This is a genomic window from Cryobacterium sp. AP23 (genome assembly GCF_054075385.1).
Map to the genome: position 1 here is coordinate 1,512,024 of NZ_CM133415.1, position 23,756 is coordinate 1,535,779.

Genomic DNA, 23,756 nt, shown 5'->3' on the forward strand with positions numbered 1-23,756 from the left:
GCGCCCGTTCCACAGATCCGCACCACAACACCTCTGGAGTCGTACCTCACTCATGCTCTCGCACCCCGTCCAGCCCCTGCTCCACAATTCCGCCATCGTTCTGGCCGCGCCCACCCAGGCGTGGTCCGGCGTCGACGGGAGCACGAGCCTGCCGATCCATGGCCTGTATCACGCCGACACCCGCGTCCTCTCGGGCTGGAGCCTCACGGTCGGCGGCGCCGCCAGCGAGCCGATCGGCTCGGCCGCGCGCGGTGCCGGCGAGATGACGTTCAGCTCGCTGCTGCGGCACCTCGACGACCGCACCGCCGACCCGCGGCTGCGGCTGCACGTGACCCGCACGGTCACGGCCGGTCAGCTCACCGAGAGCATCACCATCGAATCCGGGCTCGAGCACCCGATCGAGACCAGCGTGCAGGTGCGCCTGTCGCCCGACTTCACGGACATGCAGATCGTCAAGGCCGGCCTCGGCAGTGCGGCCGATCGGCTCGCGTTCGGTGCCGCCGACCTGCCCGACACCGCCGCCGTCGACCTGGAGGAGACGGCCACCGGCATCCGCCTGGCCACTCCCACCGTGGCGGCGCTGGTGCGCCTCAGCGGCGATGGTGCACTGAGCACGGATGCCGGCGCGGTCGCCGCCGACTGGTCGGTGACCGTGCCCGCCCGCGGCAGCATCACCGTGCAGTGGACCGTCGCCATCGAGCACTCGGCCACCGTGGTGCAGGCGGCAGCCGGCCTGCCCGAGTGGGCCGGCGTCTCCGTCGAGTCCGGCGACGCCCGCCTGGGCCGCTGGGTGCAGCGCGCCCTCGATGACCTCTCCGGGCTGCGGATGGCGACCACCGCCCGGCCGGACGACCCGTTCCTCGCCGCCGGCGCGCCCTGGTTCTTCACCCTGTTCGGCCGGGACTCGATCTGGGCGGCCCGGTTCCTCCTCCCCCTCGGCACCGAGCTCGCGGCCTCCACCCTTCGGCTGCTCGCCGAGCTGCAGGGCACTCGGACCGACGACGAGACCGCTGAGCAGCCCGGCAAGATCATGCACGAGCTGCGGCCGGCCGCGTTCACCATCCCCGGCGAAGACGTGTCGCTGCCGCCGCTGTACTACGGCACCGTCGACGCCACTCCCCTGTGGATCTGCCTGCTGGCCGACGCCCACCGCTGGGGCATGGCCGACGCCGAGGTCGAGGCCCTGCTGCCGCACCTCGAGGCGGCCCTTGCCTGGATGCGCGACTTCGGCGACACCGACGGCGACGGGTTCCTCGAATACGTCGACAGCACCGGCCACGGTCTCGCGAACCAGGGCTGGAAGGACTCCGGCGACTCCATCCAGTGGCGCGACGGCAGCCTCGCCGACGGCCCGATCGCCCTCTGCGAGGTGCAGGCCTACGCCTACCAGGCCGCCATCGACGGCGCCGCCCTGCTCGACGCGTTCGGCCGGCCCGGCGGCGACGCCTGGCGGGCGTGGGCCGCGAACCTGCAGACTCGGTTCCGCGACTCCTTCTGGATCGAGTCCCCGGCGGGCCGCTACCCGGCCGTGGCCCTGGACGCTTTCAAGCGCCCGGTCGACACCGTCACCAGCAACATCGGCCACCTCCTCGGCACCGGCCTGCTCTCCGCCGAGGAGTCCGCCCTCGTCGCCGCCCGACTGGTCTCCCCCGAGCTCAACTCCGGCTACGGCCTGCGCACCATGTCCACCGACTCCGCCGGCTACTGGCCGGTGAGCTACCACGGCGGTTCAGTCTGGACCCACGACACCGCCATCGCGATCGCCGGCCTCGGCCGCGCCGGCTTCGGCGCCGAGGCGGGCATCCTGATCACGGGCCTGCTCGCCGCCGCCGAATCCTTCGACTACCGGATGCCCGAACTCCACTCCGGCGACGCCGCCACCGCCGTCACCGCGGCCGGCGCCTACCCGGCCGCCTGCCGCCCGCAGGCCTGGTCGGCAGCCGCCGCCATCTCGGTGCTCGGCACGGTGCTCGGCCTCGAGCCGGACCCGGCGACCGGCGAGGTGACATCCACCCCAATCGTTCCTGCCGTGGTCGGTGCGGTCACCATCCACGGCGGCCTCACCGCGGCCGTCGCATCCGCCGGTCGCCTCGCCGGATAGCCCGGCCGTCCGCTGGCCGCGCGCACCGGGTCACCTCACGTTGCGGTACGACAGCGTTGCGGTGCGACCATGTTGCCGGATTCTGGCCGTCCGCGGGCAACGCGCCGCTTCGCGGCCAGCGCGCCACCCGCAAAGTGGCGCCTGACCCGCGCGACTGGCGATGTTCGGCTCCGGTCAGACGCTGGCGTGGGCCCGCAACTTCTTGATGTTGCCCGACGAGAGCAGAAAGCGCCGACCGAGCAGGTAGGCGCCCGCGATGCCCACCGTGTCACCGAGCTGGCTGTAGTCGATGACCAGGTCTTTGGTGGCCAGCGGGCGCGCCCGGGCGTAGACCACGCTCCGTACCCCGGCGAGCAGCTCGTGGCTCACCGCGGCCAGGGCGCTGGTGATTACCACCCTTCGTGGGTTGATGACGTTGCACAGCGACGCCACCACCTCACCAATCACCTCGGCGCTCTCCTGGATCACCCGGGTAACCTCGGGCCCGCCCTGCGCCACCAGGCTGAGCAGCCGGTCCGAGCCCTCGAGGGTGTCATCGGCGCACACCACGCCGGCACGGGTGATCTTGTCAAGCATGGCCGTGACGGATGCGACGGCGTCGACGCATCCGCGTGCCCCACAGCTGCAGAGCACGTCACCGCCCTTCGACGAGGGAATATGCCCGACGTCGCCCGCAGCCCCGTTGGCCCCCTGGATGATGAGGCCCGAGCTGTCGATGATGCCAGCCCCCACGCCGGTGCCGATCTGAATGGAGATCAGCGGCAAGGAGTCCGGTCCGAGCTGGCCGACCTCGCCGAGGGCCCGCACACTGCAATCGTTTTCGAGCAGCACCGGGCAGCCGAGGGCTTCCTCGAGTGCCTCGCCCACGGGATAGCCGTCCCAGTTGGGCATGATTGTCGGGCGCAGGGGCCGTCGCGTCTGCAGGTCGATGCGGGCGGGCAAAGCGATCGCAGCGACCCAGCTGACTGGCGGCACCGCATGCCCCGAAAACGTTGCGGCCTGCTCGGCCAGCTCTTCGATCAGGGCCGACAGGGTAGTGATGCACACCTCCGGGCCCTGCGAGACGGGCAGGGAGACCTTGCGCCTGGCTAGGATCGCGCCGGCCAGGTCGATCACGGCGACGGTTGTCTTCACAGCGCCCATCTCCACCGCGAGAATCCAGCCTGACGAGCCGTTCAGCGCCACGCTCTCCGCGGGGCGGCCGCGCTTAAGTTGATGCTCACCCGCCACATGGGTGAGCACGCCCCGGTTGAGCAGCCAGTCGACGTGCCCGGTGACCGTGGAACGGGGCAGTCCCATCTCCCGCACAAGGTCGGCCTTGCTGCACGGGCCGGTCCCGCCGACGTGTTCGGCGATGGCACCGAGCACATCCTCGGTGAGCACCGAGACGATGCGGGCAGGCCCGGGAGTCACGAGGAGGGGAAGGAATTGGGCCGTGCCAGGTGACATGTTTATGTCTCTCGATGTCATTAATCTGTCGTTGAACGTACTAACTCAGTTTCATACGATCGCTTACATGTTGTCCACCCCCGCTTCAAAAAACCCACCCGTGAGGTACTCCGCGTCGATCATGACCGGCGACCTCGTCAACCTCCAATCGACCGTGGAAGAGCTCGAGGAGCTTGGCATTGACGCCCTGCACGTCGACATCATCGACGGCGACTTCAGCCCGAGCATGCCCATGGGCCTCGACATCGCGAAGCGACTCCGCCAAGTCACCAACCTGCCGATGGACGCGCACATCATGTCGACGAAGAACGAGTACTTCGTGCAAGAGGTGCTCGACATGGGCATGGAGAGCGTCACCTTCCACCACGAGTCCACCCTGCACGTCGACCGGCTCATCAACCTCATCCGCAACTCCGGCTCTAAGGCCGGCGTGGCCCTCAACCCGGCCACGTCGCTCTCCGTGCTCGAGTACGTACTCCCTCAGGTCGACGTGCTCTGCGCCATGCTGATCAATCCCGGTTACGCCACCTTCGCCACCGAGACCCAGGTGCCCTACGCGCTGGAAAAGGTCTCCCGCCTCCGCCGGCTCATCGATGAGCAGGGTCTCGACGTCGACCTCCAGGTGGACGGCCGGGTGTCCCTGGCCACCATCCCCGACCTCGTACGGGCCGGCGCCACCAACCTCGTTCTCGGTAGCACCGGACTGTTCATCAAGGGCAACACCCTGCGCGAGAACAAGCGCCTGCTCGACCTCGCCGTGGCCTCCGCCGCCCAGCCCGCCGAGCTGGTCGCGTCATGACCTTCGCCGAAGCGCAGCACAGCATCGTCGCTGAGATCTCCGCCACACTGAGCGCAGTCTCCGAGGCCGAGGTAGATGCCCTCTCCCGCCAGATCGCCGCGGCCGACCGGGTGTTCTTCGTTGGGGTCGGACGCGTGTTGCTCTCCCTGCAGTCGGTCGCCAAGCGCCTCGCCCATCTGGGCATCGACACCATCATCGTCGGTCAGATCACCGAACCCGCCATCACCGCCTCCGACCTGCTGATCGTGGGCTCAGGCAGCGGCGAGAGCGCCATCCCGCTCGCGATCGCCGCGAAGGCGAAGAGCCACGGCGCCCAGGTCGCCCACATCGGCGCCAACCCGGCCAGCTCGATGGCCCAGTACACCGACGTATTCGTGCGCATCCCGGTGCAGACCAAGTTCTCCAGCGGCACCGAGGTCACCTCGGTGCAGCCGATGACGAGCCTGTTCGAGCAGTGCCTGCTCCTGCTCGGCGACGCCATCGCGCTGTCCCTCATCCGCTCAGAGGATCTCGACCTCCATGCCCTCTGGCAGCACCACGCGAACCTCGAGTAACTCCCCGCTCGAAGCGCACCACCCAGACTTTCCACCCTCTCCAAGCAAGGACCTCTCATGACCTCCTGGATCGACCTCGCCCAAAAAGTCGTCATCGTCACCGGCGGTGCCTCGGGCATCGGTGCCAGCATCGCCACCAACCTGCACCGCAACAACGCCACCGTCGTGGTCTGCGACCTGCGCACCAACGACACCGTCGCCGACTACTCCGACCACTTCATCGAGTGCGACATCACCAACAAAGCCAGCGTCGAGGCGATGGTCGCCAACGTCGTGGAGAAGTACGGCCGGGTCGACGCACTGGTGAACAACGCCGGCGTGAACCGGCCGCGCCTGCTGGTGGACTTCTACGGCGAGAAGCCGGAGTTCGAGGCCTCCGAGGCCGACTTCGACTTCATCACCAACGTCAACCAGAAAGGCCCTTTCCTCTGCGCCCAGGCTGTAGCCCGCAACTTCATCGAGAACCAGCAGGGCGTCATCGTCAACATCTCCTCCGAGGCCGGCGTCGAGGGCTCGGTCGGGCAGAGCATCTACTCCGCCACCAAGGCCGCACTGAACGGCTTTACGCGCTCCTGGGGCAAGGAACTCGGCCGGCACGGCATCCGTGTGGTGGGCATCGCGCCCGGAATCAACAAGCGCACGAACATGAACAGCGACGCGAATTACGCCGCCTTGGCTTACACCCGCGGCCTGGACCCCGACCACATCGACACCGACTACGCCTCGAACATCCCGCTCGGCCGCGTCGGTGAACACGATGAGATCAGCGACCTGGTCACCTACCTGGTCTCCGACCATTCCAGCTACATCAGTGGCACGACCATCAACATCACGGGAGGCAAATCCCGCTGACGCCCGACGCCCGCCGACACCCGCGCCGTCTCCGGCGCTTTCGGGCTGATACCCAAGAACAACCGCCACCATGGCAATACTGAAGAAAGCGATGAATCCAGCAATGACGCAAGTTCGTCCCCCACGCAAGAAAGACACGCTCCGGCGTGTCCAGCAGTTCGGAAACTTCCTCAGCGGAATGGTGATGCCCAATCTCGGCGTGTTCGTGGCCTGGGGCCTCCTCACCGCCCTATTCATCCCCACCGGCTACCTCCCGAATGCCAGCCTCGCCGAGCTGGTCAGCCCGATCATGACCTACGCGCTGCCGCTGCTCATCGGGTTCACCGGTGGTCGGCTCGTGCACGGTGTGCGCGGTGGTGCGATCGGCGCTCTCGCCACCATGGGAGTCATCGTCGGCTCCGACGTGACCATGCTCATGGGTGCCATGATTATGGGCCCCATCGCCGGCTGGCTCCTCAAGCAGGTCGACCGGTTCTTTGAGAATCGCGTCAAAGCGGGCTTCGAGATGTTGATCAGCAACTTCTCAATGGGCATCCTCGGATTGGGGCTGGTGCTGGCCGCGTTCGTCGGCATCGGGCCGGTCATCGAGGGCCTGATCGCGATTCTCTCGGCTGGTGTCGACTGGATCCTGGCGCATAACCTGCTACCGCTGCTGGCGATCTTCGTCGCGCCTGCGCAGGTGCTCTTCCTCAACAACGCGATCAATCACGGCATCATGGCACCGCTCGGCATCGAACAGGTCGATCAGTTCGGCCGGTCCATTTTGTTCCTGGTCGATGCCAACCCCGGTCCCTCGGTCGGCACGCTCCTGGCCATCAGCATCTTCGGTGTGGGGATGGCCAAGAACACGGCCCCAATGGCGGCTGTTATCGCCGGCATTGGCGGCATCGGCGAGGTCTACTTCCCCTTCGTGCTGATGAACCCGAAGCTCGTCTTCGCCACCATGGGCGGCATCGCCACCTCGCTGGCAATGTTCGTGATGTTCGACGGCGGCACGGTCGCCACGCCGTCGCCAGGCAGCATCTTCGCCATCCTCGCGTTGACCCCCAACGGTGCCCTGGCCGGCAACCTGATCGGCTTCTTCGCCGGCATGGCCGTGTCCTTCCTGATCGGCGCGGTGCTTCTCAAGTTCGGCAAGGGCAAGGTTGCCGACGACAGCGACCTCGCCGACGGCAGCGCAGAGGAGCGCGACAGCTTCAACAAGGCCCTGCTCGAGGGCGACCTGAGCTCCACCACCATCCGCAAGATCGTTGTCGCCTGCGACGCCGGGATGGGTTCCAGCGCGATGGGAGCATCGATCCTCAAGTCGAAAATTCGCAAGGCGATGCTCGATGTCGAAGTGACGAACTCCAAGATCGAGGAGATCCCGAAGGGTGTCGACCTCATTGTCACCCACACGAAACTCCTCGATCGCACGATGAAGATGCACGACGACGGCCAGGTGAAGTTCATGGCGATCACCAATTTCGTGGAAGGCCCGCAGTTCGACGAGATCGTTTCGCTGGTCAAGCGAGCCAACGGCACGACGGATGTCGGCGCGCCAGCAGCAGCCAGCGAGCTCGACTCCTCCCACATCGAGTCGCCCGGTGTGCTGGTGGCCGCGAACATCGAGCTGGGCCGCTCTTTCCGCACCCGGGGCGACGCCATCACCGCGACCGGCGAGATCCTGGTGCGGGAAGGCTACGTCACCCCGGCCTACATCGAGTCCATGCATCAGCGAGACGAGCTGACGTCGGTATACGTGGGTAACCACGTCGCTATCCCGCATGGCGTCAACGGGTCCGACCCGCAGATCATCCGCTCGGGTGTCTCTGTCGTGCAGGTGCCGGAAGGTGTCGACTTCGACGGCAACATTGTTTACGTCCTCATCGGTATCGCCGGCAAGGGTGACTCCCACCTCGGCATCCTGAGTCAGATCGCCCAGGTTCTCTCTGACAAGGCGCAGGTGGAACGGATCCGGTCGGCAACCTCGGCGAGCGAGATCCTCGACCTGCTCGCATTGAAGGTGCACTGATCAGCGGAGGGCGCGCGTCACGCGACGCGCGCCCTCCACTCCGCGGCACGACGGGCGCCTCGCGTCCCTCGTGCCGCGTCGTGCGTTAACCCCTCCTAAGCGAACCGATCGGTCGCGTTGACCCGTGTGCGCCCGGAGCCCGAACCAGAACCGCCGCTGCACTGCTCGGTCCAGGACCTCCGTCCAACCCTCATGCCCGCCGGCTACGGCGCCGTGGGCTCGAACGTGATCGCGCCCGCCCTGGAGAAGTCCCGGGTCAGCGCGAGAGCCTCGTCCATCAGGAACGAGTCGAAGGTTCTCCCCCGGTCTTTTTCATTCTTCTCGACGATGAGGCGCCCCTCGTGATCGGCGAGCACTTCTGTCTTCACAGCGTGGGCGATCTCCCCCAGAGTGCGCTCACCGTCGACGAGCGGCAGGAACTGCGCGCCAAGCTCAGAGACGACGAAGGGGGCGTCGTCCCCGGCACGGATGAGGTAACCCTCGTCTAGGTCCTCAACAATGGCCATCTCCCGTCGCGGTACCGGCACCACGGTGAGGTCCGCAATGCCGGCGTCGCCCGCCACCAGGGCAAGGAAACCCTGGCCGGCCAACCATCCGAGCAAACCCAGTTCTTCCGCCGTGAATTCCCGGTCACCGATGGTGGGGTCGAGCGAACTGATCAAGGTGTAATACGCCGGAGTCAGCTTCACCCCGCGCTTGTCACCACCGGTCCGATCGCCCACGGTGAGAGTGTGGCCGCCCTCAAATGGCGTCAGATAGCCCAGTCGCAGGTAGCGAATGCCGGGGTTCTCGATGGCGGGGTCGTAGTGGATGGTCATTTTCAGCGATCCGTTTCTGCGGGCGCGCCTTGCCCGAATTCCCCGAGAAGTTGGTTCAATTCCGCAGGGTTGGTCGGGTGCGGTGCCCGTGCGATAGGCATCTCAACGGCGATGAGGTCCGACTGCGCCGGGGGCTGCCCGTGGCCGTCGAAGAGCGCCAGCTGCATGAGCCGATCGGCATAGCCCTCGGTGCGCGGTGACTCGTACCAGGTGAACCCGGTGTAACCAGGCTCCACGGCGAGGGGATCGAAGCGCCAGCGCTCGACCCGTGCCCGCGCCTCGTTCTCCACGGTTTGGTCTTTCCGCGCTGCCGCCTGCTTTTTCTTCCGGGCCACGGTGAGAGCGATTCCCAGCCCCAAGAACAGGGCCAGGGGTATGACCTGCGGAATGATCGATCCCACGTGGCCCGGGTTGATGGCCTCGCAGTCGGCTTCGCTGATCAAGACATTCTCCGGGTCGTCGAGAAGTGCCTGGCAATCCGCGTAGGTGAAGCCGCCCGCGGCGGGTGCGGAATCCGTGACACTCAGCGCGAAAAGCTGAACCAGCAGGCCGAGCAGGAACAGGCCAGCCAGAGCGAAGCTCACAATGGAGGCAACCTTCAGGCCGGTCTGACGCAGGCTTGCAGGGCGCCGCAGGAGACGCTGTTTCTCGTCATCGGGGATCTCAGCCTGGGCTTGCCCGATAGCCCGCGCCCAACCCTGCAACCAGAGAGAATCACGATCGCGCAGGGTCTGCGCAAGCGCGAAGGCCGGCTCCCGCCAGGCCAGAAACGCGACCCCTTCGGGTGTCTGCCGCCACCGCGCGAACTCATTCCAGGTGATCTGCTCGGCCAGCTCATTCTGGCGCTCGGCCATGACGTGCTGCAGCGCAAGCTGTTCCTCCGCTGCCCGTGCCGCGCGAGCTGTCTGCATTGCTGTTGCGGCCTGGAAACCAGCGCCAACCCAGGCGCCGGTCGCGGCGCTCCGTGCGGCCTGGCTCGTCGCGGCGTTGCTCTGAGCAGACTGCGCCGTCGAGCGCGCGGTGTCCTTCAGGTGACGTTCGCTGTTGTGCAGAGAGTTCCGGATGTCGCGTACGTCTTTAGCCATACTGTGTTCCCCCATTATGTGAGTCGGTGCCCGTGCCGCGGCACAGTTGCCCGTGCGCTCCCCTGCCGGCCTCCGCCTCATCGGAGTGTAGCGGCCGCACCGACCGGGCGACACCTCACTAGTCAGCGCCAACCTCCGGCGGAATCTTTGCCACGGGCGGTTCAAGCCCTATCGCGGCCGCCGCAACCGGATCGGCCCCTTCGCGGTCGACGGGTCGACCACGGACCCGCCCTGCGTGATCTGCAGCTCATCGCGGGCGACCATCCGGCGGGCGGCTCGACGGGCCGGCTCCATGAGATCGCGCCACTCCTCGCCGCCGATCGCCCGCGCCGCGTCGGACGGGCAGATGGTGGCATCCTGCGCCCGCGCCGCAAGCAGCGTCCCGATGGTCTCCTCCAGCCGGAGGTCTGTGGCGTTGACGCCGTGTGAGCGGCACGCGACCGAGCAATACTTCACCGCGTCCCAGTTGTTCGCCCACTTCGCGCGCCACTCGATGCGCCGCCCACACGAGGCGCACGTCTTATCCGCCCGGGTGAGGTCAGGATCGGGAGTCTCGCGCTGTCGGTGGGCCATGCCATCTATCCTGCGGGTTGGCAGGACTCCGCGCCACGACATCGGCTGGCGAAGCCTTCGAATGCGGCCGTCACTATCGACGCTTGACAGGGATCAATCCGGCCAGGGCCATGAGGCCGACGAAGCAACAGAGCGCTCCGGGAAGGCCGATGACCCCAGCGCGGGCCGGTCCAATGAGGAGCAGGATGCCGAGGCCGAGCCCAACCACCCCGACACTGAGGCGCCAGGCCCGGCGCACCCTCGGGTTGGGTTCGCGTCGGGTCGCCCCAAACACGCGCCGTATCCCCACCACGGGCGGGTTGGGGTCGCGCTCCGCGGGACCGTCGATGACCTTGGCGAACTCGTTCACCCACCGCCCAGTGCCTACTTCTGGGCAATTGTCATGCACGCTGTCCTCGATGGGAGCGAAGTCCGCCGGCCAGCCCCGGTACATCGCCGTCGTGAGGCTGACGTTGAACTCCACCCGGCCATCCGGCCACAAGGCGTCATAACGCACCATCCGAACCGGCCGGTTCAGCCACCTCGAGGAGCCGATGAACGCCGTCGCGCGCGCGGCGACGGGCTGGACTTGTCTCGTTGCCGGCATATAGCGATCCTCACACATCGGGAAGCCCCGGTGCCCTACTTGCGAAGCGCTGTTCTCGGCCGAGCTTCGCACCTGTCCCCCAGCGGATGGTTCTACGCTGTCGCAATGGATACCGACGTTGTCCTTTCGGGTGGGGACCAGACCCGATGACGACAACCGGGCACCCGCGCAACACGCGACCGCTGTTCGTCACCCTTGTCGTGGTGATCGATCTCATCGCCCTGGCCATCGCGTTCTGGCCGGTGCTGTTCCTGGGCTTGGGCTTGCAGGCCATCGGCGCCCGGAACGGTTGGTGGCCGGGTGATCCCAATTCCAACGACGGCGAAGAGGTCTTCGCCATGCTCGTCGGAGCGGCCGGCCTGGTGCTGGTGTTGGTGGCGGCCGCGATTCCGGTGGCTCTGCTTGCCCGGCGGCAACAGCAGCCGGTGCTTCGCTCCACCGCGCGCAACACCCTCTACCTTCTGGGCGCGAGCCTCGTGATCGGCGTCCTTGCCTTCTTCCTGTGATCAGCGAGCAGGCCTCACTGCAGACGTCCGAGCATCTGTATCGGTGCGCGAATGTGCCAGCGGCGCCACCCGCTACAGCACGGATGGATTGCTACGGCCCGTCGCCCGCGTCACGACCTCGGGCTCGTCAGGTGAGGCCCGACTTCCACCATCTGGCTCAGCTCTCATTGAGGAAATCCAAGATACGCTCCCGGACAAGCTCGGGATATTTGAGTTCGCATTCCCAAACCACTAATTCGTCCCACCCGCTGGCGATTAGTAGCGAATGATTAGACAGATCGCGCTCGACAGTCGCTTGTCGCTTTACTGACCAAAACGCCGAATTAGTCGAGGGTGTCGCGGATCCATTCTTGCAATGGTGTGAATGCCAAAAGCAACCATTAACCGCGATCACCTTTTTCCGGCTTCTAAACACGATGTCGGGCCTGCCAGGAAGATCTTTTGCATGAAGTCGATACCCGATGCCGGACTCGCGCAGTAGTTTCCGGACCACCAGCTCGGGGCCCGTGTTCGCACCACGAATCCTTGACATGTTTTGGCTTCGCTGACGACTGTTCAACCGGTCCGTCATGTAATCAAGCCTAAAAGCCAATGGGACGCCGATCAAGGCCGCGGTCACGGTTCCCAGCGTTGGACGCACACGACGAAGCCCGAGAAGCCAGAATCGATTGAGCTCCGTCCGAGGTGGTGAGCTTCAATGTCGGTGTGTCCTAGGAGAATAGAGGAATGACGTTATTGGCAAGAAACCCGCTCAACTCCGTAGAAGAGAAAATCGGTCGCATCGGCCGAGGTGGAGCTTTACGGATGCTCGATCTGTTCAGCGGCTGTGGCGGTCTGACAACGGGCTTTCAGCGAGCGGGCTTCTTGTCCGTGGGCGGCGTGGAGTTCGATCCGTTCGCAGCAGCGTCTTACGCCGCGAATTTCCACGCTGGACCCAATGAATCGCATTTTGCCAAGGCACGGGATATTCGCGAGCTAGACCTAACTGAACTTTTGGGGGTCTCGGAAGACTCAATATCGTCTGCCGTGGATGTCGTTGTGGGGGGCCCACCCTGCCCGAGTTTCACGAGGGTCGGTCGGGCCAAGCTGCGCGAGGTCATGGACCATCCAGAGGCATTCAAGCTAGACGAGCGAACCACTCTCTATTTGCATGCGATGCGCGTGATAGAACAGACCCGACCAATCGCGGTTCTTCTTGAGAACGTCCCTGATGTCCTGAACCAAGGCGGTCGGTCCGTCGGCGACGAAATGGCTGAGTATCTCGAGAGCCTCGGATACAACGTGTCCTATGCGCTCCTCAATGCCGCGAACTACGGTGTGCCGCAAACACGGGACCGATTCTTCCTGATGGCATTCGCTCAGGAGCTTGGAACTAGACCGACGTTGCCAAGCCCCACACATTGGATCGACCTACCATCTGGATATAAGAGTTCTCGTAACGTCGCACTTCGACTGCTGGGAGATCTCAGTTCCCACCGTTTTTACGCCCCGCCCGCGGAGGCGACTCCAGATCTCCCGGCCGCGGTCACGGCCTCGGACGCACTCGGGGATCTTCCTCCGCTGAACAAGAGCCTGCCGCGGGGCGCCCGCAGGTTGGACACCAACATTGAAACGCCTGAGCCTTCGCAAATGAGTGATTACGCTCGTGTCATTAGGAGTTGGCCCGGCTTCGAAAACAGGGGAAACGTTCCAGATCACGTAACTCGAGCATTGAGTGAGCGGGATGTGCGCCTGTTTCGCCAGATGAAGGCCGGCGATGATTATCCGGCTGCATGGGCTCTCGCGAACAAGCTGTGGCTCGAGAACGGCGGAGAAGAAAACCGCCTGAAGGATTTCGTCCCACCTTACGACCCCTCCAAGTTTCCGAACAAATGGCGAAAGATGGAGCCCGACTTCCCTGCACGAACCCTCATGGCTCATCTCGGGAAAGACACGTATTCCCACATTCATTACGATTCGAAGCAGGCAAGAACGATCTCCGTCCGCGAGGCTGCGAGACTCCAGAGCTTCCCCGACGGTTTTCGCTATTCGGGAACCATGAACCCTGCGTTCCGGCAGATTGGAAATGCCGTCGCACCGCTGTTGGCCTTTCGGCTTGCGGAATCCATGCACTCAGGAATAATTGCCGGAATTACTGGCCTCGAAGACACACAAGCTTCATGACCAGCTATGAAGAATTCGCCGCCCGGCTCAATCGCCGCCATCCAGGCATTGCCATCCAATCCGAGCCAAAAATCGGGTCCACGAACAGCGCGAGGTTCCTGGTAGGAGGGTTGAAGCTCGGAATCCCTAATCTGCAGAGTCGTTCGGGGATGAAGGACGCCATGAAGTCCGGGCGTCATTGGGCGTACGTCGGGAAACTGTTGCTACCAGGCCGGCACGATTCGGAGCTTTATATCGCGGTCGTGTTCGACGGCACCGGTTTGCAGTCCCTTCTGGAACGCCTGGATCAAATTGAACTGCCGTTCAAGGGCAAGAAGCCTCCCACCAACAACACCAGGCTCGTGTTTCACTCGACGGGTTTTTATGTAAATGTCCTACCAGAGAGAGAATTCGTAGACCCCTCGACTGACCCGGACGGCTACGGTTTGCCAGTGAACGTGACCGAGGTGCTCTACGCAGACATCGAGCGAAGTGGTCAGCTCACGCCTGCCGAAGTGGACGTGGTCGCGCGGCTCAAAGAGAACTTCGACAACGCCGGAATCGTGGTGCGACTCGAGGATGATGGCTCAGCTGTAGCCCCCGTCAACCGCCCGGAGGACCTTACGCTCATCGAGCTTGAGCACCGCGTACTTGAGCTCGGGGGCTTCTACAGCGCCGAAGTATTGCAAACTCTGCACCTTAATCTAATTCACCACCCGACGAAGCACTTCGTCATTCTGCGTGGAATATCCGGCACTGGCAAGTCACGTCTAGCGAAAAGCTACGCTTTTGCCGTTCTGGGTGCGAACAGTCTTGACTCGTCTCATGAGCGTTTTATCGTGGTGCCCGTTGAGCCGCAGTGGAGTGATCCGTCGTATCTTGTTGGCCATGAAGACCTATTGGCCGATGGCGGCTACGCCCGGACTCCTTTTCTAAACGCTCTGGTGTTGGCAACCTCCGACCCGATACAGCCTGTATTTGTCCTTCTCGATGAAATGAACCGGGCTCAGGTTGAGCACTACTTTTCGAACTTCCTGAGCGCGATGGAAATGGGAAACGATCTTCACTTTCATTCCGGTAGCTCCAAAGAGATCTCCGAGGTACCTGCCTCGATTCCATGGCCGGCGAACTTGTACCTTTTGGGCACGATCAATGATGACGAGAGCGTATTCCCCTTCAGCTCGATGGTTCTGGATCGGGCCAATTCGCAGGACCTAAGCCACGTTGATGTCACGGCCTATAGCAATTGGCTGCGAAGCAGAGAACCGGCTCTTGCGGCCGCCCTGACTTCAGAGTTAGTTGCGACCCTGGAATCCATTTCCAGTGTCCTTCGCCCGTTCCAGCTCCATTTCGGCAACCGCACGGTGCGCGAGATCGCTCTCTTCCTCACTAGAGCCGCAAGCGTAGGTGCTTCTATCAACGCACTCGACCATCAAGTCGACCAGAAGATTCTGCCCAAGCTAAGAGGTGGGGAGGAAGCGAGCCAGATGCTCTCCGAGCTATCCACTCTATTTCGTGACCTCCCGGTTTCCCTGGCTCGAGTCGGCCTGATGAAGAGTGATCTCGAGGCAGTCGATTTCTTTAGATACCGTTAGCCAAAATGTGGACTCTGCGCTTAACTACCAGTAGAAAACCTGAAGCGACAGTCATAGCCAGAGTCACGTCAGAAAGCGTGATCGCTCAACATGGCGTGACTTCCGAGAAATCCACCTACTGGTGGAAACTCACGCTGGACCAACCGAACGCAATCAGCGCGCTTCTGACGGTGAACGGCGCTGTGCTCCCTCGGGACGTGGTCTCCGAATCGGAAGTCTGGTTTCGCTGGGATATTGACTTCAACGCCGGATTCGCTGACCTTGACCTTCGCGGCGCTGAACCCCGGCTCAGACCGTTTCGACTAACGATCGATCCTGCGCTTAGCAAGCTCACTCGAAGCGACTTCCGAACAATGATCCGTGACATCCTCGCTGATAGCCGATCGCTTGCGTCAACATCAGGTCTAAAAGCGCCCCTTGCCCGAGGGAAGGATCCGCTGCCCATCGCCACGCTGGAGTTCATTCTGGGCAGTGCGGGGCAAACTATATCCCTGATCGAATCACTCAATCGCTCCTATCGAAGACGCCTCGGAAAGGACCGGGTGGAGCTTTCGACACGGAAGGCGCGTGGTCTCACTCCCGCCCAGTGGAACGGCAGCAGGTCCAACTGGGAAAGGGTTTCTGGAGAGGTGAGGGCGAGAATGCCCAACGGACTACGTCACCTCGTGGAGCAATCCGGAAACTCAATGCCTCGTCACGTAACCGAGCAGCGAAGCAAACTTGACGCATCCCGGCGTGAGCATCGCGAAATTTTGGGACTTCTTCGAGAGATGTCGCGATATCTGCGTGCCGCAATCAACACCCAAAGCCGACTTCGCGAAGTCGATCGGGATGAAGTGCTGATTTCTAGGTGCTCACGGGCGAACCGCCAACTGAGGGAAATGCAGTTACTTCCCCTGTTTGAGGGCATGGAAGCCGATATGGCCGCTTGGAAACACTCTCACCTTTACACCAGTGTTGAACCCTACAAGTCGCTGTACCGGATTCACCGCGATGTCCGTTCTGGCATTTCCTCGATCGACGGCGAGTTCGCTACAGTTCCCCTACAACGGACCTATCAACTATATGAGACATGGGTAGCACTCCGTCTTGCAGCGGCAGCTCGGATACTTGATCCCAACATGGATGGCGGGGCACTTTTTTCCGACCGGTCGGACACAAACAAGCTGACATTCAGTCTGTCCTCGGCAGCGATAACTTTTCGAGGTCACACCCTTAAGTTCAAACCTCAGTTTGACCAAGTCTGGCGCTTGGACTCCGGAATCGGATCCTCGTCGCGCGAGATGGTTCCCGACATGGTTTTATTGCTGCGATCGCATCTGCCGTCCCAGCCCCAGACGATGATTGTGCTCGACTCAAAGTATCGGGTCAAAACGCAACTGAACGCCGCGATATCGTCCATCCACACGTACCGAGACGCGTTGTTGGAGCCTCGTCCCGATGGAGACCATAGGGCCGCCATCGGCGGGTTCGTAATAGTCCCACACGACGAGGTGCTGTCGGAAGAGGCCTCGGACTGGTCAGCCACCAGTATGCCGGAGGTTCTTTTTCGGCGCGGCTACCAAGACCGATTCAAGTTAGGTGCGCTCACGCTCCGTCCTGGAATGTCGTTGGACGCAATTTCTGCAATTCTCTGCGAACTCGTTGCCCAGTTCACCGGCTACTCGCCAGCTTCGCCGACCATTGCTGGCGCGGACTTCGCGTGGCCGCAGAAGTTCTCCATGGAGTTCCGGCGCGACATCGCCGTCGTCATTCAAAAGCATTCGAACCACATGGCTGCGGTAGCGAACGGCTTGGGTGTTTCGGAAATCGCTCTTGCAGGATGGCTGAACGAGGTTGACGAGTCAGAGGGACTGAGGCCGTTGGAGGTGACTGAGGCCGCGGACCCTTCGTGGATCGAAGAACGCCCTAGTTCCTGAGACGTCCTTGCTGACGAATCGAATTGAACGAGCGCTTCGTGTAGCCATGTTCAAAGCCGAGACCCCGTCGAGTAGCCTCCAGTGCAATTTCTCCCGCCACGGACAATTCTGGCAGCGACATTCGCAGCCGGGACGAATCCGCCTAGATCTCAAGACCCCAGGTAACGCTCGAGGGCGGGCGACGCAGACCAAGGGCGCTCGTGCCAGAGGGCATAGCGCTGGCTTCGGAGCATTCAGCCTCGCATCGCCGTCATACACGTCTTCGAGAAGGATGAGATGCATGCCTCTGCTTAGAGGCCAACAATCGTTGCCTGCCCAGCGTGGGCCCGGAAGGACGAGCCGACCCGGAAGGGGACACTGGGAACATGGACTCGATGCGCAGATCAAGGTGCGATCCCTGCATCTTGCAGCAATCTACATTTCTCATATATATTCGCTATATGCCAGATAATGAAACTCGGAATGAACGATTCCGGCGTCTCGCCGCTACTCGTGGCGACCGTTTGATACGCGAAATTTCCCTGCTCGGCAATTTGGCAAGCAAGAACTACGAATACTCAGCAGACGAAGTAGCGGCGCTCTTCGAACCCATCGAGAACGAGCTACAGGAAGTACGGGCGCTTTTCGACCCGAGCACTCCTTCGAAGAGAAAGGTCTCCTTCAATGACTAAGCCCCAATACGACTTTTACTTTGAAATGGCCGGGCGGTCTGCGACGCAGGGTGCAATCGCGCCGGCGGAGCAATTCTTCGAAGGGTCTCTCGCTGAGACATCCCTGGCACGCGAAACCGGCCAGAATTCGATCGATGCGCGCAGTGGGCCTGGCGCTGTCGCCATGCGCTTTGAACTCGCAGACGTGGCAACTTCAGATCTCCCAGGCATCGTGAATCTCAGCGAGCACATTGCATGGGTAGAGAAGGAAACGCGTGGGTCGCAAGGGCATGCGCGGATGCTCAACGCACTCGAGACGATACGCAAGCCGACCATTCCTGTGCTGCGCATATCCGACTATGGCACTACCGGACTGACTGGTTCAGAATCGCGCAACGAGAACAGTTCCTCGCTCAGTGCGCTGACAAGGGGCGCCGGCATATCTGCGAATGATGGCACGCGAGGCGGATCGTTCGGCATCGGGTCCGCCGTCGGACCAATGTCATCGTCGATGTGCACGGTGTTGTACACATCACTTCCCGGCAACCGCAAGGACGTCGTTTTCGCAGGCCACAGCAGACTTGCCAGCCATAGGGATTCCCGTGGCGACTGGCGTCAAGGCGAAGGTTTCTTCACCGATACGGCAATTGACGAAGACTTTTCTTATTTGCGTAATCCCGAGCAGATTGGAAACTTCTCGGTGCGGGCGGAGCCAGGAACGGATGTGTACATTCTGGGATATCGCAACGCAGAAGAGGACCCTCAACTAGAGAACATTAAGGAAGCGTTCCTATCGCACTTCCTGGTGGCCATTCACCGCGGACAGCTAGAAGTGGAAGGTGTCGGACGAGACAGCACGTGGCAGCTGAACACGACCACACTCGAGCGCTTCAGCAATGCCAACAGTGATACCACCGCCTTCTACCGAGCGATCTGCGATCCGAACCCTGTGACCGCTGATAGCAATCGGTTCGGTCGATTGGCCCTTTACGTCAATGTAGACGACTCGCTCGACAAATCCCTGCACACCGTGACCATGCGTAAACCACTCATCAAAATTGATACGTTCAAGCACACCTCTATCCCGGCGAAGTACGCTGCAATCCTGGAGTGCTCGGACGAGATCGGGAATAAGTTCCTCCGTGATTTAGAGCCTCCTCAGCATGACCGCTGGGATCCAGGCCGCGGGCAGGACGGGGCCCTGGCGCTAGCGGAGCTAAAGAGCTTCGTGCGAGACGGATTGCGCGCTCGCGTAGGTGAGCAGCTCGGCGACACGATCGAGATCAAAGGTCTTTCGAGATATCTTCCCGCGCCGAGCCTCATCGTCTCGCACAATGACGAGGGATCAGTGCCAGCCGGGGACGATGGTGAGTCGCGCGAGAGCGCCACCGTGCATGGTTCCGCAAACGAGCCTTTCACTGCCTCCTTGAACGCGCGCAAATCGGTGAACGTGCACGTGCAAACTCCCGGGACAGGAACGGGTGTCACCCCGACTGCAAGAGGGAAAAATCGCGGTGGACAGGGCAAGAGAAAATCCCATGGGATCGGGCTCCCAGGGGCCGGAACGAGTGGAGATGGAAGAGCCGTCATAAACAGTGGCAACGTGCGATTCCGCAGCTGGTCTGATCAAAATAGCGTCCTCCACATCGTGCTCACGGCAAATGATGACGTCCAAGGTGACTTGGAATTGGTAGCACTCGGTCAAGGAGGCTCCGTCGAGTCCGATTACCTATTACCCATCAACGACGTGATATTGGCAGAACCGAACGCTCCGCAAACCATTGCGTGGTCCGGAAATGTCCTTCAAGATCTCGCTCTGCAAGCCAACACGCCGACCCACTTGAGGCTCACGCTCAATTCCGACCATCGATACCGTTTGGATGTGAAGTAAAAGTGGTCTCCGCCCGTGGTTCGTATCCGTATCCCGTACTCGACGATTCGGATGACGTAGCGTCACACATCAATTTCTTCAATCTGTCCGTAGCCCCGACCGTCGATGACATCGAGATACGGTTCCAAGTGCGAATGGACGATCCAACCATCACTCAATTGATTGATGACGGTTTGGCCCGCTTCAGCTTCCGCTGGAAATGCGGCGCCACCTTGTCAAGCGACGAACTGGAACCCAGGATCGATCAGCACCACGCGGACAGCACAGCATTCATCGCTTGGATTCCCCAAGAACGCGTACGTCGTACGGTCACCGTAGAGGTGAAGGTCGTGGCAACAGCTGACATTCCCGATTATCGGCTTGATCATCAGCACTCCGACTACGGCGATACTGCGTTCAATGTTCAGTGTGGTTCTGTTCTAGCTGACGGCGGATACGCAACTTTTGAGGCGGGAAAACTCTTCGATCCTCTTCATCCTCCGATCGGCTCCTGCTTCCGTTTCGTCTCCGACACCCAAAATAAGCGTGGCATCCGAGTGCGATGGAACGACGACGAGTTTGTCAACGTACTCATCCCGACCGAGTTGATGCCGGGGCTTGCCGGTCTAGCGTCTCGACCAGACTTGCAAATTAGCTTGGTTGTACTTCCCGCGCTAGTTGAAACAATTCAGTACATAAAAGAGAACACAACGACCGACGGAGAAGACCTCGGTAGCCGCCAATGGTATCCAGCGCTTTTGGAGCTCGTTAACCAAGTTGGCTCGTTCGAAGATCGCTCTCTGGACCTCGCTCAGAAGATCCTAGGCAACCCCCTAGACCGATCACTAAGACTGCAGTTAACACTCGAAGAGGATGACTGATGGAACCCGCTAGCGCGTGCGCATTAAAGTACGACGCCTTGAGCGCAATCGGTGAAGCACTCACTCGCGCTACGACGCCCGAGGATTTTCTCGCTGAGGTAGACGTGATCGTCTCGGACCCGGGCAACCTGCTGAAAATGCCCTTCGAAACCGGTCAACCGGATCCACTGACAACAACTAAGCACGACAGCCAAGATGACAAGAATGCCCCCCGGGTATATGGATGGCTTGGCGCGATTGACCCTTCCAACGCATCCGATCCACGGCTATGGACCTACGCAGCGTTCGTCTCGTATCGCGACTACATGCTGGTTCGATGGCCCCTCATCGCAGATAAACGGTGGAAAAATAGGGTGATGAGCCGCTGGCTCATCAGCAATGCAAGCCGCCCGAATTTGATGCGCCATGGGATTGCGCGACTATGGTGGATCACTTCGCTCACCTATGACGCCAAGTGCGCGCATCCGTTGGCCGCCGAATCACAGAATCCATTTGCCTACACTGCCTACGTTCTACAAAATGAGGACCGTGTGGTTGCACTATTCGAGCGGGAGTCGGGGTCCGTTCCCAAACTAGCTCGTGCTGTCCTCGAGCATCTTGCAGCTGACGATACTCGCGCAACCGGCCAATACATCAAGAATTTGATGAAGGAAATAACACTTGTGTATGCCTTTCGCGACCTAGAGGTGCTAGACGATGGCCAAATTCGGCGGCTCGTGCTGGACCTTGCAGAACCAAGGGGGCCGCTGTCATTAGTGCCGCATTAGCCGAGACCCAGTAAAGGATCAGGACACTTCAGTCGACGCTGGTCGGCACGACCTACGGGACGACCTTCGGCCCAACGCAAGAGCTGAACTGGGCATCCGCTGGCGAATGCAGCGGCGGGGCTGACGTGGTTTGGCCCGTGTCGGATGGCAGTAGTGGTTGTAGGCCTGCCACAACGCAAGGTGTCATCCGTGAAGAGGCCTAGAGTTTGCAGGTGACCACTCAACACATCGGCGCCGCCGGCGAAATCTTGGTTCAGTACCAGCTGCTCAAACTCGAGATTGACAGTGCGCGCCTAACCACCGACTCGGGGGTGGACCTTGTGGTCTACTCACCCTTGAATGGCACCGCAAATACCGTGCAGGTCAAAACAATGCGCTCGCCCTCTCCCGCCGGCGGGACAGGCAAGGTTGCCGTCGGCTGGAACTTCCCCGATGACTGCAAAGCCGACTTGCTCGCCCTCACCCTTCTCTCGACGGACGAGGTTTGGATGTTCACCTTGGGGGAAGCACGAAGGATTGCACAGCAGCACACGAATGGCGGAACGAGGAGACTCTATTGGTACGTCGACGAGTCAATGAATCAGGTGAACGGCGTCCCCTTGAAGACAGCTGACCTCGACGAGTACAGGCTGGAAAACCGAGCCGCTGAAATGTTCCTGCTCCCCACCATCTGCTTATCAAAGAACTAATTTTCCACTGCGCGGCGCCCCCTTTGCCCAGTCGAGGTGCACGCTACCAGCTCACGCGATGAGCGAACAAAGACGAGCGGTCACCAGAAAAGAGCTGGATCTCCATGAGGTCGAGACGCTTCTTCGTCGAGATGAAGCCGGCGATTTTGCTCGCGCTATCCGGGCCGATGCGCACGACGACCCGGTTGGGCACTTCCTTCGGGATAAAGCAGGCGTAACGGTCGCTTAGGTGGATGAAACGCAGGTTGCTAAAACCAGTCCGGCTGCAGGTTGATTCGGGCGGCCCCGCGCCGTAAAGGCGTCGATAATTGGACGGTGGCCGCGAGCGCCCGGGGATGGCGCCGGCCTCGCGCAACCGCAGGTTCGCGCGCGCGCGAGGGGTCCGAACCGTATAAGCCCAAGCCAGGGACTGCACGAGGTCGGCGCGGGCGCGGGCCGGTCGAACGGTGCGCCGTCGAACAAATTGAGGCTTTCTGAGCCGTCGACGAGCGCGACGACGGCTCCGTAACGGCCGCCTTTTGCTGAGAAGAATTGCTGGTTGATGCACCAGATGCGCAGGGTAGGTAGGCATTAGATGTCCAGGCCCTGCGACCCACGCGGCCGCTGGGAAACGGGAAATGACAACACCGGGCCGCACCTTAGTCGTGATGAGGAGTAGCGGAACCTCGCCTCGGTAAGTGACACTCGCGGGAGTCGACGAATGATTCCTTCGATGCTGAGCACCCCCAGTAGTAGGTGCAACTACCGACAAAGAACTCGATTGCTAGTCGAGGACTCGTAGTCTGGGCTCAAACAAGGGGATCTATTGAAAACTACCGTCATCAGTCATTTCAATCTCGACAAGACTCAATCAGAAGTCGATTTTCTTAATGTGAATGTGACGACGGATAGTTCCTTGTTCGTGGATCCGTTCGCGGTCGCTATGCACGCGTCTAGCGGCGTCCCTTGGGCTACCACTGCCCACCGCAAACTTAATTCGTTCTTTGATCGGGTATTAGATTGCATCGCAGACCCAGATCTTCATGCGGAAGGCGAAAGATCCTTGTCAACGTTTGCCGAGCCCAAGGAAACGCGGCTTGGCATGGCGGAAAAGGGCTTCTCAGGCTCCGGTACTGGGCCGATAATTGGTCAGCGGATGTGGCGCGCCTTGCTAGGCAGTCCGCTTTGTGCACCCGGGGTTGAAGTTCTTCGTCTCATCGAGCACATCGCGATCTACGTGGATGATGTGTCGAACGATCGCATTTCGGACCTGACGACGCGAATTACGGTAGAGGAACTCATAGCTTTTACCCACGATCAGATGGCTATTCACCCGGGGCTCAACGTAGGCGCGGAGTTCCACCCCGTAGAGGTATGGGACGCACCAACCGCTTTGTGGATCCCCCGGATAACCACGCTTCCCTTCGCGCCCAACGCCGAAGGGGTGCTCAAGCCTCTGTTGTTGGTACCCAAGAAAGCGGTTCACCTCGGACTACGCCTGAACCCACGCGGGTTCTGGGGCATGGAAGCGCTGACGGCGATCCAGATGGATGATTGCCGCCCGGACAAGAGAGGCATCCTTCGTCCGACGACCACGAAGGAGACATTGAAGAAACGTCCCGATCTAAGAGCGATTCGCCCCACGAACACCTCTCAAACGATGCGAATATTCCACCGAGATGGGCGAAGCCTCGTCGAGAACTATTCAGCCGAGATAGGCCGCAAATACGATCCACTCTCGGACTCAGAACTCGAAAGAAGAATCGCGGAAGACGCCTGAGGAGCACGCAGTTCAATGAGCATCTCGAGGGCAGCGTCGGGCTGCGGCGTCATGCCGGATTCCTCGGGCGCGTGCTGCCCCTTGGCGAGCGAGGAGAGCACAACACTGCGCGGCCGTTTGAGCTGCGCGCAGGTGAAGAGAGCCTGC

The 23,756-nt window shown here is 61.7% G+C and carries 22 protein-coding genes; 15 read left to right on the top strand and 7 right to left on the bottom strand.

What is annotated here, in order from left to right; all coding sequences use genetic code 11:
• Positions 1-52 precede the first annotated feature (52 nt).
• A complete protein-coding gene (locus tag ACU5E9_RS07175; protein WP_456812932.1) occupies positions 53-2,101 on the top strand; it encodes a glycogen debranching N-terminal domain-containing protein in 2,049 nt (682 codons plus the stop codon).
• Between the two features lie 174 nt (positions 2,102-2,275).
• Here ACU5E9_RS07175 and ACU5E9_RS07180 read toward each other — a convergent pair whose 3' ends face one another.
• Positions 2,276-3,550: an ROK family protein gene (locus ACU5E9_RS07180; RefSeq protein WP_456812933.1), complete on the bottom strand. Its 1,275-nt coding sequence runs from the start codon at positions 3,548-3,550 to the stop codon at positions 2,276-2,278.
• A 100-nt stretch (positions 3,551-3,650) separates the two neighbouring features.
• Between ACU5E9_RS07180 and ACU5E9_RS07185 the strand changes: the two genes are divergently transcribed.
• The 4 genes from ACU5E9_RS07185 to ACU5E9_RS07200 all read left to right on the top strand — a co-directional run bounded on the left by ACU5E9_RS07185 (position 3,651) and on the right by ACU5E9_RS07200 (position 7,769).
• Positions 3,651-4,349 carry a ribulose-phosphate 3-epimerase gene (locus tag ACU5E9_RS07185; protein WP_456812934.1) on the top strand — a complete coding sequence of 233 codons (699 nt, stop codon included), beginning with the start codon at positions 3,651-3,653 and terminating at the stop codon, positions 4,347-4,349.
• Complete coding sequence (hxlB, locus tag ACU5E9_RS07190; protein ID WP_456812935.1) at positions 4,346-4,903, top strand: 6-phospho-3-hexuloisomerase; 558 nt, start codon at positions 4,346-4,348, stop codon at positions 4,901-4,903. Before ACU5E9_RS07185 ends, hxlB begins: the two co-directional genes overlap by 4 nt.
• A 57-nt stretch (positions 4,904-4,960) precedes the next feature.
• On the top strand, positions 4,961-5,755 hold the full coding sequence (locus tag ACU5E9_RS07195) for a sorbitol-6-phosphate dehydrogenase subunit (protein ID WP_456812936.1): 795 nt from the start codon (positions 4,961-4,963) through the stop codon (positions 5,753-5,755).
• Between the two features lie 103 nt (positions 5,756-5,858).
• On the top strand, positions 5,859-7,769 hold the full coding sequence (locus ACU5E9_RS07200) for a PTS mannitol transporter subunit IICBA (RefSeq protein ID WP_456812937.1): 1,911 nt from the start codon (positions 5,859-5,861) through the stop codon (positions 7,767-7,769).
• A gap of 203 nt (positions 7,770-7,972) precedes the next feature.
• Here ACU5E9_RS07200 and ACU5E9_RS07205 read toward each other — a convergent pair whose 3' ends face one another.
• The 4 genes from ACU5E9_RS07205 to ACU5E9_RS07220 form a co-directional block, all read right to left on the bottom strand.
• Positions 7,973-8,587 (bottom strand): hypothetical protein, encoded by a 615-nt coding sequence (locus tag ACU5E9_RS07205; protein WP_456812938.1) that lies wholly within the window; start codon positions 8,585-8,587, stop codon positions 7,973-7,975.
• 2 nt (positions 8,588-8,589) lie between these two features.
• Complete coding sequence (locus ACU5E9_RS07210; protein WP_456812939.1) at positions 8,590-9,672, bottom strand: hypothetical protein; 1,083 nt, start codon at positions 9,670-9,672, stop codon at positions 8,590-8,592.
• A 168-nt stretch (positions 9,673-9,840) separates the two neighbouring features.
• Positions 9,841-10,245, bottom strand: coding sequence for a DUF3253 domain-containing protein (locus ACU5E9_RS07215; RefSeq protein ID WP_456812940.1), 405 nt, complete (start codon positions 10,243-10,245; stop codon positions 9,841-9,843).
• 73 nt (positions 10,246-10,318) lie between these two features.
• A complete protein-coding gene (locus tag ACU5E9_RS07220; RefSeq protein WP_456812941.1) occupies positions 10,319-10,831 on the bottom strand; it encodes a hypothetical protein in 513 nt (170 codons plus the stop codon).
• A 203-nt stretch (positions 10,832-11,034) separates the two neighbouring features.
• On the opposite strand from ACU5E9_RS07220, the gene ACU5E9_RS07225 reads away from it, so the two are divergent.
• Positions 11,035-11,337, top strand: coding sequence for a hypothetical protein (locus ACU5E9_RS07225; protein WP_456812942.1), 303 nt, complete (start codon positions 11,035-11,037; stop codon positions 11,335-11,337).
• A 157-nt stretch (positions 11,338-11,494) separates the two neighbouring features.
• Here the strand turns inward: ACU5E9_RS07225 and ACU5E9_RS07230 are convergent, their stop codons facing one another.
• Positions 11,495-11,908: a very short patch repair endonuclease gene (locus ACU5E9_RS07230; RefSeq protein WP_456813509.1), complete on the bottom strand. Its 414-nt coding sequence runs from the start codon at positions 11,906-11,908 to the stop codon at positions 11,495-11,497.
• Between the two features lie 155 nt (positions 11,909-12,063).
• Here ACU5E9_RS07230 and ACU5E9_RS07235 point away from each other — a divergent pair, with 155 nt between their 5' ends.
• The 8 genes from ACU5E9_RS07235 (at position 12,064) to ACU5E9_RS07270 (ending at position 21,850) form a co-directional block, all read left to right on the top strand.
• Complete coding sequence (locus ACU5E9_RS07235) at positions 12,064-13,500, top strand: DNA cytosine methyltransferase (protein WP_456812943.1); 1,437 nt, start codon at positions 12,064-12,066, stop codon at positions 13,498-13,500.
• Positions 13,497-15,074 carry an McrB family protein gene (locus ACU5E9_RS07240; RefSeq protein WP_456812944.1) on the top strand — a complete coding sequence of 526 codons (1,578 nt, stop codon included), beginning with the start codon at positions 13,497-13,499 and terminating at the stop codon, positions 15,072-15,074. Before ACU5E9_RS07235 ends, ACU5E9_RS07240 begins: the two co-directional genes overlap by 4 nt.
• A 77-nt stretch (positions 15,075-15,151) precedes the next feature.
• On the top strand, positions 15,152-16,993 hold the full coding sequence (locus tag ACU5E9_RS07245) for a nuclease domain-containing protein (protein WP_456812945.1): 1,842 nt from the start codon (positions 15,152-15,154) through the stop codon (positions 16,991-16,993).
• A gap of 440 nt (positions 16,994-17,433) precedes the next feature.
• Positions 17,434-17,664 (top strand): hypothetical protein, encoded by a 231-nt coding sequence (locus ACU5E9_RS07250; RefSeq protein WP_456812946.1) that lies wholly within the window; start codon positions 17,434-17,436, stop codon positions 17,662-17,664.
• Complete coding sequence (locus ACU5E9_RS07255) at positions 17,657-19,534, top strand: hypothetical protein (protein ID WP_456812947.1); 1,878 nt, start codon at positions 17,657-17,659, stop codon at positions 19,532-19,534. The genes ACU5E9_RS07250 and ACU5E9_RS07255 overlap by 8 nt, the downstream gene beginning before the upstream one ends.
• A gap of 134 nt (positions 19,535-19,668) precedes the next feature.
• Entirely contained in the window at positions 19,669-20,394 is a 726-nt protein-coding gene (locus tag ACU5E9_RS07260; RefSeq protein ID WP_456812948.1) for a hypothetical protein, read from the top strand.
• Complete coding sequence (locus ACU5E9_RS07265) at positions 20,394-21,161, top strand: DUF6339 family protein (RefSeq protein WP_456812949.1); 768 nt, start codon at positions 20,394-20,396, stop codon at positions 21,159-21,161. Before ACU5E9_RS07260 ends, ACU5E9_RS07265 begins: the two co-directional genes overlap by 1 nt.
• 212 nt (positions 21,162-21,373) lie before the next feature.
• Positions 21,374-21,850 (top strand): hypothetical protein, encoded by a 477-nt coding sequence (locus tag ACU5E9_RS07270; protein ID WP_456812950.1) that lies wholly within the window; start codon positions 21,374-21,376, stop codon positions 21,848-21,850.
• A 43-nt stretch (positions 21,851-21,893) separates the two neighbouring features.
• On the opposite strand, the gene ACU5E9_RS07275 is transcribed toward ACU5E9_RS07270, so the two are convergent.
• A complete protein-coding gene (locus tag ACU5E9_RS07275) occupies positions 21,894-22,205 on the bottom strand; it encodes a hypothetical protein (RefSeq protein ID WP_456812951.1) in 312 nt (103 codons plus the stop codon).
• Positions 22,206-22,655: 450 nt separating this feature from the next.
• On the opposite strand from ACU5E9_RS07275, the gene ACU5E9_RS07280 reads away from it, so the two are divergent.
• Positions 22,656-23,609 carry a hypothetical protein gene (locus ACU5E9_RS07280; RefSeq protein WP_456812952.1) on the top strand — a complete coding sequence of 318 codons (954 nt, stop codon included), beginning with the start codon at positions 22,656-22,658 and terminating at the stop codon, positions 23,607-23,609.
• The last annotated feature ends 147 nt before the right edge of the window (positions 23,610-23,756 follow it).

Coding starts and splice junctions, on each gene's coding strand:
- ACU5E9_RS07175 (WP_456812932.1), top strand. CDS start 53: ATGCTCTCGCACCCCGTCCAGCCCCTGCTCCACAATTCCGCCATCGTT.
- ACU5E9_RS07180 (WP_456812933.1), bottom strand. CDS start 3,550: ATGTCACCTGGCACGGCCCAATTCCTTCCCCTCCTCGTGACTCCCGGG.
- hxlB (WP_456812935.1), top strand. CDS start 4,346: ATGACCTTCGCCGAAGCGCAGCACAGCATCGTCGCTGAGATCTCCGCC.
- ACU5E9_RS07195 (WP_456812936.1), top strand. CDS start 4,961: ATGACCTCCTGGATCGACCTCGCCCAAAAAGTCGTCATCGTCACCGGC.
- ACU5E9_RS07200 (WP_456812937.1), top strand. CDS start 5,859: ATGACGCAAGTTCGTCCCCCACGCAAGAAAGACACGCTCCGGCGTGTC.
- ACU5E9_RS07205 (WP_456812938.1), bottom strand. CDS start 8,587: ATGACCATCCACTACGACCCCGCCATCGAGAACCCCGGCATTCGCTAC.
- ACU5E9_RS07210 (WP_456812939.1), bottom strand. CDS start 9,672: ATGGCTAAAGACGTACGCGACATCCGGAACTCTCTGCACAACAGCGAA.
- ACU5E9_RS07215 (WP_456812940.1), bottom strand. CDS start 10,245: ATGGCCCACCGACAGCGCGAGACTCCCGATCCTGACCTCACCCGGGCG.
- ACU5E9_RS07220 (WP_456812941.1), bottom strand. CDS start 10,831: ATGCCGGCAACGAGACAAGTCCAGCCCGTCGCCGCGCGCGCGACGGCG.
- ACU5E9_RS07230 (WP_456813509.1), bottom strand. CDS start 11,908: ATGACGGACCGGTTGAACAGTCGTCAGCGAAGCCAAAACATGTCAAGG.
- ACU5E9_RS07235 (WP_456812943.1), top strand. CDS start 12,064: ATGACGTTATTGGCAAGAAACCCGCTCAACTCCGTAGAAGAGAAAATC.
- ACU5E9_RS07240 (WP_456812944.1), top strand. CDS start 13,497: ATGACCAGCTATGAAGAATTCGCCGCCCGGCTCAATCGCCGCCATCCA.
- ACU5E9_RS07250 (WP_456812946.1), top strand. CDS start 17,434: ATGCCAGATAATGAAACTCGGAATGAACGATTCCGGCGTCTCGCCGCT.
- ACU5E9_RS07255 (WP_456812947.1), top strand. CDS start 17,657: ATGACTAAGCCCCAATACGACTTTTACTTTGAAATGGCCGGGCGGTCT.
- ACU5E9_RS07260 (WP_456812948.1), top strand. CDS start 19,669: ATGGACGATCCAACCATCACTCAATTGATTGATGACGGTTTGGCCCGC.
- ACU5E9_RS07265 (WP_456812949.1), top strand. CDS start 20,394: ATGGAACCCGCTAGCGCGTGCGCATTAAAGTACGACGCCTTGAGCGCA.